Annotated in this window: 12 protein-coding genes; all 12 read right to left on the reverse strand. The window is 51.3% G+C overall.

Going from position 1 to position 14,448, the window contains the following annotated elements; all coding sequences use genetic code 11:
• Window positions 1-88: 88 nt before the first annotated feature.
• Window positions 89-1,210 (reverse strand): murein hydrolase activator EnvC family protein, encoded by a 1,122-nt coding sequence (locus tag LUCIF_RS03435; protein ID WP_207856921.1) that lies wholly within the window; start codon window positions 1,208-1,210, stop codon window positions 89-91.
• Window positions 1,211-1,242: 32 nt separating this feature from the next.
• Window positions 1,243-2,130, reverse strand: coding sequence for a permease-like cell division protein FtsX (ftsX, locus tag LUCIF_RS03440; protein WP_122626479.1), 888 nt, complete (start codon window positions 2,128-2,130; stop codon window positions 1,243-1,245).
• Window positions 2,120-2,806 (reverse strand): cell division ATP-binding protein FtsE, encoded by a 687-nt coding sequence (gene ftsE / locus LUCIF_RS03445; protein ID WP_122626480.1) that lies wholly within the window; start codon window positions 2,804-2,806, stop codon window positions 2,120-2,122. The genes ftsX and ftsE overlap by 11 nt, the downstream gene beginning before the upstream one ends.
• Window positions 2,807-2,937: 131 nt before the next feature.
• Window positions 2,938-3,678 carry a site-2 protease family protein gene (locus tag LUCIF_RS03450; protein ID WP_122626481.1) on the reverse strand — a complete coding sequence of 247 codons (741 nt, stop codon included), beginning with the start codon at window positions 3,676-3,678 and terminating at the stop codon, window positions 2,938-2,940.
• A gap of 76 nt (window positions 3,679-3,754) precedes the next feature.
• Entirely contained in the window at window positions 3,755-4,699 is a 945-nt protein-coding gene (locus tag LUCIF_RS03455; RefSeq protein WP_122626482.1) for a transketolase family protein, read from the reverse strand.
• A gap of 30 nt (window positions 4,700-4,729) precedes the next feature.
• Window positions 4,730-5,563, reverse strand: coding sequence for a transketolase (locus tag LUCIF_RS03460; RefSeq protein WP_122626483.1), 834 nt, complete (start codon window positions 5,561-5,563; stop codon window positions 4,730-4,732).
• 31 nt (window positions 5,564-5,594) lie between these two features.
• On the reverse strand, window positions 5,595-6,437 hold the full coding sequence (locus LUCIF_RS03465) for a YitT family protein (RefSeq protein ID WP_122626484.1): 843 nt from the start codon (window positions 6,435-6,437) through the stop codon (window positions 5,595-5,597).
• A gap of 16 nt (window positions 6,438-6,453) precedes the next feature.
• Window positions 6,454-7,545: a polysaccharide pyruvyl transferase CsaB gene (csaB, locus tag LUCIF_RS03470; RefSeq protein WP_122626485.1), complete on the reverse strand. Its 1,092-nt coding sequence runs from the start codon at window positions 7,543-7,545 to the stop codon at window positions 6,454-6,456.
• Window positions 7,538-9,598, reverse strand: coding sequence for a DUF5693 family protein (locus LUCIF_RS03475; RefSeq protein WP_122626486.1), 2,061 nt, complete (start codon window positions 9,596-9,598; stop codon window positions 7,538-7,540). The genes csaB and LUCIF_RS03475 overlap by 8 nt, the downstream gene beginning before the upstream one ends.
• Before the next feature lie 230 nt (window positions 9,599-9,828).
• Window positions 9,829-10,524, reverse strand: a complete 696-nt coding sequence (locus LUCIF_RS03480) for an LmeA family phospholipid-binding protein (RefSeq protein ID WP_122626487.1) — start codon at window positions 10,522-10,524, stop codon at window positions 9,829-9,831.
• A gap of 55 nt (window positions 10,525-10,579) precedes the next feature.
• A protein-coding gene (prfB, locus tag LUCIF_RS03485; RefSeq protein ID WP_370744679.1) for a peptide chain release factor 2 occupies window positions 10,580-11,624 on the reverse strand; the annotation gives its coding sequence in 2 pieces (ribosomal slippage) (window positions 10,580-11,608 and window positions 11,610-11,624; 1,044 coding nt in all).
• 97 nt (window positions 11,625-11,721) lie between these two features.
• Complete coding sequence (secA, locus tag LUCIF_RS03490; RefSeq protein ID WP_122626488.1) at window positions 11,722-14,232, reverse strand: preprotein translocase subunit SecA; 2,511 nt, start codon at window positions 14,230-14,232, stop codon at window positions 11,722-11,724.
• Window positions 14,233-14,448 lie beyond the last annotated feature (216 nt).

Here is a 14,448-nt window from a genome sequence, read left to right on the forward strand (position 1 = left end):
GAACATGCAAATTTTAACATACTCCATTAGTGATATGTGGAAACAAACGAATTTATTCCTGTCACAAACCTCTTGCCCCGGTCCGCCTCTACGGCAAATAGCCGAGCGGATTTACGGGCTTACCATTTAACCGCACTTCAAAATGCACGTGCGGCCCCGTAGCATAGCCGGTCATACCGGACTTGGCTATGATTTCTCCCTTGCGGACCCGTTGGCCTACTACTACTAAGAGTTCGGAATTGTGCCCGTACAAAGTAGTTAGGCCGCCGCCATGGTCAATCATTACGGCTTTCCCGTAACCGTCTATCCAGCCGGAATAGATTACCACCCCGCCGTCGGCCGCTGCCACCGGGGTACCAATATCCACACCGATATCAATTCCGCTGTGAAAGATCCGGGTGCCGAAAATCGGATGAACCCGCCAGCCGAAAGGAGAAGTAATCGGACCGGATACCGGCCAGAGAAAGACTCCCGTGCCGCCGGCCGCTCCCGGACTCATCTGGTCACGGTTGCGAATCATCTCTTCAATCCGCCGGGAAGTCTCCTGCAGTTCCCGGTATTCTCTTTCCGCCGCATTCCGGTCATTTTGGGCAGCATTTAATATTTGCTGCTGTTCCCTTTTACTGGCCTCAATGGTCTGTTTTCTGGCTTCGGCCGCCTGCTGCAACGTTAAAATGGTCTGGCGGTCCTGCTCCAGTTCATTCTTTTTCTGAATAACGAGTTCCCGTTCGGCTTTCACTTGGTCAATTAAGGTTACATCCTGATGCAATACTCTTTTCAATAGATCCATGCGGGTAATTAGGTCGTTAAAATCATTGGCGCCGAACAAAACATCCAGATAACTGACCTGACCGTTTTTATAAATATCCCGGACCCGCCGGTCAAGAATCTGACTACGTTCTTTCAGATTCTGTTCCGTTTTGTTTAAAATCAGGGTGTTGGCCGCAATTTGTCCGTTCGTATCAGCCAACTTGGACTGAATGGCTTTATAGTCACTCTCGGCGGCGTCCAGCTTATCCTGAATTTGCTTCAACCGTCCGGAAACGCTGTCAACCTTTTGCTGCGCAGCGTTAACCCGGTTTTGCTGTTCTTCCATCTGCTGCTGCACGTTCTGCTGTTGATTATCCAGTTCATCAGCCAGAACCGGCCCAATCAATCCTAAGAGCAGTGTGAAAATCAGACCGATTACCGCATAACGTCGAATCCGCAATCTATGTACCTCCTTAAGGGCTCTTGGCTCACTTATACTCTCATAAACCGCCTCAATGAGATAGTACTGCCCAACGCTCCGATTACCGTCCCGACGACCATTAGCAAAATACTAATGCGGGACATGAACGGTTCTTTCGGAATCAGCGGCAAAAAGGCGAGGGAATGATACACCTGGGCCAATAGCATGCTATATACCCTGGAAAGCAATAATACTGCAATCAGGGCGCCGCCAAACCCCAAAACCATGCCTTCAATCAGAAAGGGCCAGCGGATAAACCAGTCCGTAGCGCCGACATACTTCATAATGCCAATCTCTTTGCGCCGGGCAAATACGGTAATCCGGATGGTATTGGCAATAATAAACAAAGCCGCCAGGGCCAAGAACAGGATAATTAATAAACCGAAAATACGTACCATTCTGGTTAGTGCAAACAACTGTTTAATAATTTCCTGACCGAATTTGGTATTTTCGACCCCTTTCATTTGTGCGGCTGCCTGGGCCACCGGCTTCACCTGCTCCGGCTTGTCCACCTTTACCTCGAACGAATCCGGCAGCGGGTTCGTATTGCCCAGCGCCGCGAGCAGATTCTGCTGGTCGCCGAGACGCTTTTTGAAACGGGCCAGCGCCTCTTCCTTGTTTACATACACAACCTGGTTAACTCCCGGCATTTTACTGATCTGGGTCCCGATTTCCCGGGTATCCTGATCGCTAAGCCCGTCCTTTAAATACACGGAAATTTGCACCTGCGATTCCAGCATTGACGCCATGTGGTTCAGATTCAGCACCAGCACTAAAAACAGGCCCAGAATCAGCAGGGATAAAGCCACCGTGCTCATTGAGGCCACGCTCATCAACCCGTTGCGCCGTAAAGAAGACAGCGATTCCCGGACAAAATATTCTACCGTCTTAATCTTCATAGCCGTAGGCCCCCCTCGTTTGATCCCGGACAATACGGCCTTTTTCGATGGCAATAACCCGCTTTTTCATCGCGTCGACCACCGGCTTGTCATGTGTTGCCATTACAAGGGTCGTGCCGCTCTGATTGACCCGTTCAAAGATCTTCATAATTTCCCAGGATGTTTCCGGGTCAAGATTCCCCGTCGGTTCGTCGGCTATGACAACGACCGGACGGTTGACAATGGCACGGGCAATCGCTACCCGCTGCTGTTCGCCGCCGGAAAGCTGATTGGGATAATTACGGAACTTATGCTTTAATCCTACCAAATCCAGAACCGTATGCACCCTTTTTTGTGTTTCCCGCCGCGACGCTTCGATCACTTCCATGGCAAACGCCACATTCTCATAAACCGTTTTATTGGGAAGAAGGCGGTAATCCTGAAATACGATTCCCAGACTACGGCGGAGATACGGAATCTCCGCCGGCAGCATGTCCACCACATTGCGTCCGTTTACCACCAAATGTCCCCGGGTCGGCAGTTCCTCCCGGAAAATCAACTTAATAAATGTAGATTTGCCGGCACCGCTGGGGCCGACTACAAAGACGAACTCTCCCTTGTCAATTTCCACGGTAATGTCGGAGAGGGCGGCGGAACCATTGCTGTAGATCTTGGAAACATCGGACATATGAATCACTCCATACCACACCCCTCTCTGGCTGTTTCAAAAATGGGACAAAATAATTTTTGGCCTATATTAAATTTGTGATTCTACACGGGAAAAAAAAAACCTTCTTAATGCCTAAAATTGTAGAATCATGCCAGGAGTCAACGCAGCAATCCGACAACGTACACGGTTGTAGTCCCCAAAACGGACAACAGGCCGAAATACCAGAAGGCCACTTTGAGACGCTGATTGCGGGTAAGATGATAGTAGCTTGCCGCATAGTCCCCCTCGCCGTGCCAAAGGCGAAATAAGGATACGACAAAAATGACAAAAATAAAAATATTGTGCGTAGTAAAGCATAATATTGCCAAAATAACACTGCCAAACAGCCAGATACGGGAAGAAATAGCGGCGGCGATCCGTTCCCCATCCAGGGGTACGCAAGGAATCAAATTAAATAAATTCAACAGGCAGGCCGTATAGGACAGTACCAGCATAAACAAGCTGTCCGTCCATAAATAAAAAAGCAGGCATAACAGGGCGCTTAAGGTCCCCGCCGCCGGTCCGCCAATAGCCACATTCGCCTCCATTTTGGCATTGACCGGACTTTGCCGCAAATTGATAACTGCACCGAGAAAGGGAATAAACATGGGAGCGGAAGCGTTCAGACCCACGACCCGGGAAGCAACCCAATGTCCCATTTCATGAATCAGCAGCAAGATAATAAAGCCGATGGCAAATTTGAGGCCAAAAGCAACCGCGTACACCGCCAGCGACACCAGCATGGACACCGCCATCGTTGCCGTCGCGCTCAAATTAAGCATGGCAAAGCCACCGGCCAGACAAAGACCGGTCCGGCGAATCACTCTCACTCCCAGGTTGATCACTTTCCAACTGCGCACCGGCATTCCTCCTTAGAAAGAAAAAACGACTCACTACATGCTTATGCAGGTAGTAAGTCGTTTCATACCTCTGCCGTTACTGCTGCTTGCGGCCAATTACCCGTTTAGCCGCCGCCACAATATCCGGCGCCGTCAAATGATATTTTTCCAGCAGTGCCTGCGGTGTGCCCGATTCACCGAACGTGTCCCGGACTCCCAGCCGTTCCATCGGCACCGGATAGTTTTCCCCCAGTACTTCCGCCACAGCGCTGCCCAGACCGCCGATCACGCTGTGTTCCTCGCAGGTCACAACGGCGCCCGTATCCTTTGCCGCTTGAATCACGGCCTCTTTGTCAACCGGTTTGATCGTATGGATGTTAAGCACTCTGGCGCTAAAACCGGCAGCAATCAGTTCCTCCGCCGCACTTCTGGCCGCCGGCACCATAACCCCGGTAGCTATCAGAGTCACATCCCTGCCGTCCGCCAATTGGACGGCTTTACCATGGTGAAACACATAATCGTCGCCAAAAACATCCGCCACTGCCATCCGCCCAAGCCGGAGGTAGACCGGACCGTCATAACCGGCGGCAAATTCTACCGCTTTTCTGGCTTCCGCCGCGTCAGCCGGCACAATTACAGTCATATTGGGAATGGAACGCATCAGCGAAATATCTTCAATCGACTGGTGCGACGCGCCGTCTTCGCCAACGGTCAAACCTGCATGGGTGGCAGCAATCTTGACATTCAGCCGGGGATAACAAATGGAATTACGGACCTGCTCAAAAGCCCGGCCGGCGGCAAACATGGCAAACGTAGACACAAAGGGAATTTTGCCGGTTGTCGACAGCCCGGCGGCAATGCCCATCAAATTTTGTTCCGCAATGCCGACGTTAATAAACCGGTCCGGAAACGCCTTGCCAAATACATTGGTCTTGGTCGATTTCGACAAGTCCGCATCCAGCACGACTATATTTTTATTTTTTTCGCCCAAATCTTTGAGCGCTGCCCCGTACGCCTCACGGGTTGCAAGCGGTTTTCCCATAAACCGACACCTCCGGAATTATTTTTTCAGTTAATCTTCCAGGTCTGCCAGGAACAGTTCGCATTCTTCCCGGCTCGGTGCTTTGCCGTGCCATTCGGCCACATTCTCCATTTTGCCCACCCCTTTACCTTTTACGGTATGGGCTACAATCATCGTCGGTTTCCCTTGCACCGTTTTGGCCGTCTGAACGGCGTCATAAATTGCGTTGTAATCATGGCCGTCGATTTCCAGCACATGCCAATTGAAAGCCCGCCATTTTTCCGGAATCGGCAGGGGTGACATGACTTCGCTGACGGGACCGTCAATTTGCAATCCGTTAAAATCCACAAAAGCCGTTAAATTGTCCAGTTTGTAATGCGCCGCAAACATAGCCGATTCCCAAATCATACCCTCTTCCAGTTCCCCGTCGCCTAACACTGCGTATACCCGGTAATCGGCCCGGGACAACTTTCCGCCCAGCGCCATACCGCAAGCGGCGCTTAAGCCTTGTCCCAGCGAGCCGGTGGACATTTCCACCCCGGGAATGTTCTTCATTTCCGGATGCCCCTGCAGACGGCTGTTAATTTGGCGCAGGGTCAGCAATTCTTCTTTCGGGAAGAATCCCTTCTCCGCCAAGGTCGCATATAATACCGGCGCCGCATGGCCTTTTGACAGGACGAAACGGTCCCGGCCGGGGTCCCTGGCCGTCTCCGGACTGATGTTCATAACCGCAAAATACAACGTTGTCAATATATCGGCTGCCGATAAAGAGCCTCCCGGATGACCGGACTTCGCCTCCGTAACCATGGCTACAATGCTGCGGCGGACGGCCTTGGCGCGAGCCGCTAATTCCGCCGTTTGCTGCGCAGTAAGATGTTCTGCCATTTTAATAAAACCTCCTTAGTATGCGATTCTGTCAAGCGTTGTTTTGGGTAAATCCCTCGCCCAAAACCTCATGCGCGTCCGTCAGAATGACAAAAGCCCGCGTATCAATCTTGTATACCAGTTCTTTAAGCCGGGTTACTTCGCTGGTATTTACCACACAAAATACCACATCCCGCTCTTCATCGGTATAGGCTCCCCTGCCATGCAAAAAAGTCACCCCCCGGCCCATTTGTTCAATCACAGCCTCCGCCACCTGCTGAGGCCGGCAAGTCATTATGAAGAACGCTTTGGCCGAACTGGGGCCTTCCTGCACCAAATCGATAATTTGGGTGGTAACGAATAATGAGATCAGGGCATATAATGACAATTCAGCGCTTTTAAACGCAATGCCGGCAAAGGTAATCACAAAAAAGTCGACCGCCAGCAAGGCCTGTCCCACGCTTACGCCAAACAGCTTATTCATTATGGCGGCTGCCAGATCGGTTCCGGCCGTTGTGCCTTTAAACCGGAATACGAGTCCCATCCCGATACCGGACAGTACACCGCCATAAAGAGAACTGAGCAATAAATCCCGGGTTAGTACCGGTGTGAAGGGCGCCGTAAAATCAATGGCCACCGACAGTATCGCCGCACCAAACAACGTGTTGACGCCAAACCGGGTTCCTAATACTCTAACGCTGAGAAAAAACAAAGGAATATTCAGAGCCAGCATCGTCATCCCGACGGGCAGGTTCAAAAGGTAATGCAGTACCGTGGCCAGCCCGCTCACACCGCCGGCCGCCACTTTATTGGGAATCAAAAACATATTCAGGCTGACTGCCGTAATTACGGCCCCCAACGTAATACCCACATATTCCCGCAGCCAGGTACCCATGCGCTCACCTCAAAATTTAGCGGCGAATTAATTCCAGCGCCAGTTCAGCATTCTTAAAGGCCTTGTCCCGTAAGGCATGAATCCGTTCTTCCTGCATTCTGTCCTGCTCCCGCCGCTGCGGCCATAATTGCCGCATTTTCTCCAGCAATCCCTCTACCATCACGTCTTGCAGCGTTCCGATATGGGTTTGACCCAACGACTCCAAAAAGCGTTCTATCTTGGGATCATAGGAAATACCGATCAGCGGTGTATGCATCACTGCCGCAAACACTAAAGCATGCAGCCGGATAGCAATTAATAAGTCCAAATTTCCTACCAGCGACAAAAGCTCGTTCGTTGTGCATTCTTCCTGCAGAATCGTAGCCGGCTCTTTCATCCGGCCGGCAATTTTCCGGGCCGCTTCCATATCTTCCGGCCATTGCATGGGTAAAAATAAAATCCGGGCGCCAAACTCCGCCGCGATGGCATCGGCGCTCTGGGCAAGTACCTGTTTATAATGAGGCCAGTCTTTCCACTCCCGGACGGAAATACCAATGAGCGGCGTTGCCCCTTCCAGAGCGTAGCGCCGCAAAATCGTTCTGCCAACTTGCTTATCCACGGGATGCAGGGCCAGCACCGGGTCCGCCGTAACATAAACGGGCGGTTTGGTTACGCCCAGACGCTTTAATTCTTCTTTCGACCCTTCATCCCGCACCGTAATAATATCTACCATATTTCCAATATAACGCATAGCCCCCCTGGCCAGGGAGCCCCGTACCGGACCGATTCCCTGGGCATACAGCATCACCGGTTTACCCATTTTTTTGGCCAGCATCATAATACTCAGATAATAATAGAGACTGCGGTCACTTGTCACATCCTGCAACAAGCTGCCGCCACCGCTGATTAACAGCCGGCTTTTAGCCAATACCCGGACAATTTCCGGATAATTCAGCCGGTAAACAGCATCTACGCCGTGTCGCCGGCGGGTATCCTCCGGATTACCGGAAAGAACGGTCAGCTTAATATTCGGTTCCAAATCGGTCAGCGCCTCAACCATCGCCGCCAGCATGGCCTCATCACCGGCATTGGCAAAACCGTAATATCCGGAAATCACAATATCACTCATCAACTGCAGGTCTCCTTCCCCATTTCAACCACACATACCGGAGAAGCTGCACGCCGGCCACTGCCAGTATCCCAAGAACGGCTCCCGTCACAAGCCCGTCCACCCCGCGGACAAAGGACATCCAGACCGGAGTCCGCAAATGGGCAAAGGTTTCCACCAGGGACCCCAGGCCAATCACGGCGCCGACGACCAGGGCGAAATGAACCAGACGGGGCCAGGAACGCCGGTAAGCCAGTACGGCCAGCAAGAAGGCCGGATGACCAATCATAAATTCTTTTTCCCGCGGCCGGGCATACAGGACATTCTCCAGGAAGGTCCGCATTTTTATCTCAATCGCCGGTACCGGCACACCGGCCGTATGGCCCGAACGTCCAATATAGACCCAGGCCACGAAAGCCAGAACACCGAATAAAACCACTGTCTTAATCCGGATCGGCAAGTCGAGAATCCGCCGGATCTGGCGCCAAACACCGCTGATCCCCGGCATTGCCCCTTCCTTATCAAATAAATCGAAGCGGATCAGATAAGCCAGCGCTGCCAGCAGAAGCGGCATAATAAACGTAAGTTTTACACCCCGGTAAATATTAATTTCCAGCAAAAAGCGGACATCGGCCAGGATGGCCGCCACATATAAACCGCCGGTCATGGCGATGGCAAACGCCGCCGTCAGGCCGCGCAGACCGCCCAGGAGCGTAGCAACCAGAGAACTCCCGCTGTTTGGCGGCGAAGCCCGCCATGCATCCATTTGCCAGATTATGGCGAGAACCGGAAACTCAATGGCACAAGCCAATGCCACGGCCTGACGGATCAAATTGCCGCCGCCCTTTAAGACCGGAATACTTAACACAGCCGCAATAACAAGCAACAGGCAATACTGGTAGCGCACCGCAAACGGGCGCAGCAGACTTAAAAGCAAAACTCCCGCCGCCGTAGCTCCGAAAATCAGAACAACCCACAGCCACCGGCTCGGATAAAAAGGCGGAAATGTACCGGCCCGGCCCGTTTCAAACCCGGCTTCCAGCAACGCCTTTTTAACGCCTGCCACATATTCAAGATTCGTCTCAATCAGGCTCTTGCCCAATTCGGCCTTGTCATATGTTCGCAGCAAGTCGATCCGGATATTCCGTTCCCTGTCGCTTAACACCCAGCGGTGAATGGCGTCAGACACCTTTAGTTTGGGCTGCTCCGCCTTGGGAATCACGTAAACCCGGGCGGCCCGGTAATTGAGCAGGGAGGCCAGATCCAGCAAACCGTCCTGTTTCAAAAACTGCAGTTGCAGCGGATGTTCGATCATTGCCAGCGTAAGGTTTTGTTCTTTCATTCGTTCCGCCGTCATTTTTAATAAATCAGGGTACCCCAGCACTTCGTCCCCGACAAACATGATCCCGGACACATTATTAAATTTCGCCAGCCGGTGAAACAGGGCCCGGATGTCGTCCGGCTGCACTTTGGTGTAATTGGTGGGACGCGGCATAACAAGAAAACCCTGGCCGGCCGCTTCCCGCATTTCATCGGAAGGTAATCCCAGATTCCACTTGAGTACTTTTTCATAATTGGCTTTCGCCACAATGACACGGCTGCTGCCGTCGGTAATTACGGAAACCCTTTCCGGACTAAGACGGCGGGTCAGGTCGCTTTGAACCTCATCCAAAACGGTCCTATCCGGGCCGGTTATGTAGACATCTTCCGGCTGCAGACGATTGGTCTCGACCATGGTGCGCCATAATGGATCCGACAGGGAGCCTGTCCGGTACCTTTGCAAAATCTGAGCCCCGGAAACAGCCGATACTTTGCCGCTCTCGGTCAGTTTTTTCAGGGTTGTCTCATAAACAGCCAGCGTCGTAATCCCGGCCTCTCTAAACTTCACCATTAAATCCCGTACCGGAACGCCCTCGGTCTGAGCCAGACCCACAATATCTTCATAATCCATGACCAGTTCCACCTGGTTGTTCTGCGCCTCCAGCGTGTGGCGCTGCCAGTCCACGCCCAGAGCTGCCAATAAACCGACGACGATCAAAAGGACCAACAGTTTGTTATATTTAAAATTCGCCAATATTCTCTCCACCTTACCCTAAAATGCAATGTCAACTGGTTCTGCTATATTTTTCCTGTTTTGCCGCCAAATTATACTTTCGCTTAAATAGTATGGTTTTAAGCAAATATAGTTGCTCCACAGTAAATTTATGTTATTCTGGCAAGTTTAGCCATTATCCTGCCGCTGCCGGAAAATTTTAGAGGATACAAAAAAACAAACCCTGGCAGGAGGGTTTATAGCCTTTGCCGCTACCGGGACAAATTATCCGCAAAAATCGTAATCTTTCCCTGGTCCATAACAACGTCCCGCACACTTACACCAAAGGGCAGCTTTTTTAAATCCACAAGCGATATGTTCGTCAACAGCCCGCCGCCAATATTGCCGACTAAAACATTGTTCAGTAAAAACCGGTCCGTAACAAACTCAAGTTTTTGGCCTTTGGCGGCAATTTTTCCTTCCAGCGTGATGGCCACACTGGCTATCCCCACCAGTGAATAGGTGGTGCTGACTTTTACCTTGCCATCGGCAACCGTTACGACCGCATTGCGGATTCCTTTGACGTTCTGATTCAAATAACGGGCCAGTTCATCCGCTGTTACGGTCGCTTTCAAGTCCGCATTTTGTACGGACACAAACTGTACCTTCCGCTGCATCAGCAGCGTATTCATGTCCAATTGCGCTTTCTGCAGTACCGCTTCCAACTCGCTGAAAGTCATTTTATCCACTTTGGCCTGGTTGGCTTTCACAACGATCTTGTCAAAACGGCCGGCCAGCATAGCTGCAGCCGGTACTGTTTTGACGTCCACCGCTACTTGTTCACTGCCGACGGCCTGAGTCATGCCGTGCGCCACCATTTTAGCAACAACACTCGGCAGGATTAGTTGACTGACAACCGCAAGGACTGCCAAAAATCCGGCCACAATTAAAATCGGCCGCTTCCACATTCCGATACGCCTCCCCCGGACTTGCTAATCCATTTTATAGATATGTCCGGCCCCTTTACTTTATGCCGCTTTTCAAATAGGCTTCAATAAACGGATCGATTTCACCGTCCATGACGGCCTGAACATTGCCGACTTCCACATTGGTGCGATGGTCCTTTACCATGCTGTAGGGATTAAACACATAAGAACGGATTTGGCTGCCCCATTCAATGGCGTGGTATTCGCCGCCCAGTTCATTCTTCTTGGCCGCCTGCTTTTCCTGTTCCAGTTCAAACAGCTTAGCCCGCAGCATTTGCAGGCAGCGTTCCCGGTTCTGAATCTGAGAGCGCTCATTCTGGCATTGTGCGACAAGCCCCGTCGGCAGATGAGTCATCCGCACGGCGGAGTCGGTTTTATTAATATGCTGGCCGCCGGCGCCGCCGGCCCGGAATGTATCCACCTTCAAATCGTCCGGATTAATGTTAATTTCTACGGTATCATCAATTTCCGGCATAACATCAAGGGCTGCAAAAGAAGTATGACGCCTGGCGTTGGCATCGAAGGGCGAAATCCGGACCAAACGGTGGACACCCTTTTCCGACTTCAGGTAACCGTAGGCATTACGGCCGGAAACGGCAAGGGTTGCACTTTTGATGCCGGCTTCGTCACCGGGCAGCAAGTCCAGCGTTTCGACCTTATAATTGTTCTTCTCCGCCCACCGGACATACATACGCAGCAGCATCTGGGCCCAGTCCTGGGCTTCCGTGCCGCCGGCGCCGGCATGCAGGGTCAAAATTGCGTTATTGCCGTCATATTCACCGGACAGCATCAGTGACAACTGCATGTGCTCAAGATCCTTCGCTAATTGCTGCAGCAGTTCCTCAACTTCGGGCAACACGCTTTCATCCTTTTCATCCATCCCCAGTTGCCACAGCGTGGCAGCATCGTTATAAATCCGCCGCAGGCTGTCATATTGCGCCACACTGTCTTTCAGCCGGGTCAGTTCCTGCATAATCTTCTGGGCCTCTTCCGGCTGATCCCAAAAGCCGGGAGCGCCGATTTTATTCTCCAGCAGCGCGATTTGCTCCCCTCTGCCGGCAATGTCAAAGAGAAGCCCTCATTTCATTGACCTTAATTCCTAAATTCTCGATTTCAACCCGTAAATCTTCCAACAATTCTACCAACTCCTACACTAATATGGTGGCACAGGGCCTTTTTTTATTTTAGGCCGCAGCATTTCTTATATTTCTTGCCCGAACCACACGGACAAGGATCATTCCGGCCGACTTGTTCCTTATTGACAATCGGCTGCCGCGGAGCAGCGTCTTCTTCGCCATGGGTGGCTTGGGCCTGCTGCAAATGATCTTCCGGGCGCGTCTGGGTAACCAGATTCACCCGGTAAATATATTTCACAATATCTTCCTGAATGTGCTCAATCATCTGCTGGAACATGTCATAGGCTTCAATTTTGTACTCAATCAAAGGATTCTTCTGACCATAGGCCCTGAGCCCAATCCCTTCCCGCAGCATATCCATGGCGTCAAGATGATCCATCCATTTACTGTCTACCACCTTGAGCATAACCACTTTTTCCAATTCCCGCATACTCTCCGCACCGAATAAAGCTTCCCGGGCATCATAAGCCTCAACGGCCACTTTACTCAGTTCTTCCCGCAATTCGGTCCGGCTGAGTTTAGCCAGTTCATCCTTTTTCAGTACCTTTTCCGGGGCAAAAAAGCCCTCACAATATTCAATCAAGCCGTCATAATCCCACTCTTCCGGATAGACCTTCTCGTTGGCATACAACTCCATACCCTGATCGGTCAGTTTTTCCGCCATGTTGAAAATGTTTTCCCGCATGTTTTCATCCATAAGAATTTTACGGCGCTGCTCATAAATAACTTCCCGCTGCTGGTTCATAACGTCATCATATTCCAGCACATGTTTCCGGATGTCAAAATTGCGGGCTTCCACCTTCTTCTGGGCCTGTTCGATGGATCGGCTTACCAGTTTGTGTTCAATCGGCTCATCTTCCTCCATGCCCAGTTTATCCATGACCGTCGCAATGTTATCGGAACCAAAAAGGCGCATTAAATCGTCTTCCAGGGACAAATAAAAGCGCGACGACCCGCGGTCGCCCTGACGGCCGCAGCGGCCGCGCAACTGATTGTCGATCCGGCGGCTTTCATGCCGCTCGGTGCCGATAATATGAAGTCCGCCCAGTTCGGCGACATCCTCTCCGAGCACAATATCCGTACCCCGTCCGGCCATATTGGTAGCAATGGTAACGGCTCCCTTCTGACCGGCCTGGGCGATAATCTGCGCTTCTAATTCATGATACTTGGCATTCAAAACATTATGGGGAACGCCGCGCTTTTTTAAGAGAGCGCTCAGGTCTTCCGACTGAGCGATGGAAGTCGTCCCCACCAGCATGGGCTGGCCTTGGGCATGGCGTTCGGCAATTTCATTGACGGCCGCCCTGTATTTAGCCCGCTTGGTCTTATAAATGACGTCCGGATAGTCCTCGCGGATTACCGGCTTGTTCGTAGGCATGACGATGACATCAAGGCCGTAAATTTTGCGGAATTCCTGTTCTTCCGTTTTGGCCGTGCCGGTCATGCCGGCCAGCTTTTTATACATGCGGAAATAGTTCTGGAACGTGATCGAAGCCAGGGTCTGGCTTTCGCGTTCGATTTTCACGCCTTCCTTCGCTTCAATGGCCTGATGCAAGCCGTCGGAATAACGGCGGCCGAACATAAGCCGGCCCGTGAATTCGTCAACAATAATCACTTCGCCGTCTTTTACCACGTAATCCTTATCGCGGTGCATTAAAGCGTGAGCGCGCAAGGCCTGGTTAAAGTGATGCGACATTTCTATATTTTCGCTTTCATACAGGTTTTTTACGTTCAGCATCTTTTCGGCTTTAGCAATGCCGCTTTCCGTCGGTGCTACGGTATTTGCCTTTTCGTCAATCGTATAATCTTCTTCCGCCACGAGCCGTGGCACGACTTTAGCCAATACATAGTAAAGGTCGGTCGATTTTTCGCCGGGACCGGAAATAATGAGCGGCGTCCTGGCTTCATCAACCAGAATGCTGTCCACTTCGTCCACGATGGCGTAATTCAGCGGCCGCTGGACCATCTGTTCAGGATAAACAACCATGTTGTCCCGTAAATAATCAAAGCCGAATTCATTGTTAGTGCCGTATGTAATGTCCGCACCGTAGGCCGCTTTCCGTTCGGCAAAATCCAGTCCGTGTACAATCAGGCCGATGGACAAACCCAAAAACCGGTATAACTTGCCCATCCATTCGCTGTCCCGGTGGGCCAGGTAATCATTCACGGTAACAACATGGACCCCTTTGCCGGTCAACGCGTTTAAATATACCGGCAGGGTAGCTACCAGCGTCTTGCCTTCACCGGTACGCATTTCGGCAATATTGCCGGCATGCAGGGTAATGCCTCCCAGGAGCTGCACGTCAAAATGCCGCATGCCCAAAACCCGGCGGGAGGCTTCCCGGACCACGGCAAACGTTTCCGGCATGATTTCCTCCAGTGTCTGGCCCTGTTCAAGGCGAGACTTAAATTCGCCGGTTTTGCCTACCAGGGACGCATCACTCATTTTTTGTATATCCGGTTCCAGAGCGTTGATTTGTTCAACGTACTTCATAATCCGTTTAATTTCCCGTTCGTTATCATCGCCCACTAACTTCTTTAAAAAAGTAAACAACAGGCATCATCTCCTTGCAAAGTACCCGGAAGACCCTTCCGGTGTTATGCACCGGTTCCATGGTTAGAATGATTTGCAATATGGAACCTATTATAAAATTTTACCAAAATGTCGGGTATAAGTCAAAATTCTTTAATAGCGCCTCTATAGTATTTGCCGCTGCCCGTCCAATCATAATGCAATTGCCGCAAAAAGAATTGCAAGATCAGACTAAAG

It is taken from the genome of Allolucifera butyrica, assembly GCF_900476375.1.
Taxonomy (GTDB): domain Bacteria; phylum Bacillota; class Negativicutes; order Sporomusales; family UPPP01; genus Lucifera; species Lucifera butyrica.

What these genes read in the sequence shown, in the direction of transcription:
- LUCIF_RS03465 (WP_122626484.1), bottom strand. Translation starts at nt 6,437, where the DNA reads ATGGGTACCTGGCTGCGGGAATATGTGGGTATTACGTTGGGGGCCGTA.
- LUCIF_RS03455 (WP_122626482.1), bottom strand. Translation starts at nt 4,699, where the DNA reads ATGGGAAAACCGCTTGCAACCCGTGAGGCGTACGGGGCAGCGCTCAAA.
- LUCIF_RS03460 (WP_122626483.1), bottom strand. Translation starts at nt 5,563, where the DNA reads ATGGCAGAACATCTTACTGCGCAGCAAACGGCGGAATTAGCGGCTCGC.
- csaB (WP_122626485.1), bottom strand. Translation starts at nt 7,545, where the DNA reads ATGAGTGATATTGTGATTTCCGGATATTACGGTTTTGCCAATGCCGGT.
- LUCIF_RS03480 (WP_122626487.1), bottom strand. Translation starts at nt 10,524, where the DNA reads ATGTGGAAGCGGCCGATTTTAATTGTGGCCGGATTTTTGGCAGTCCTT.
- ftsX (WP_122626479.1), bottom strand. Translation starts at nt 2,130, where the DNA reads ATGAAGATTAAGACGGTAGAATATTTTGTCCGGGAATCGCTGTCTTCT.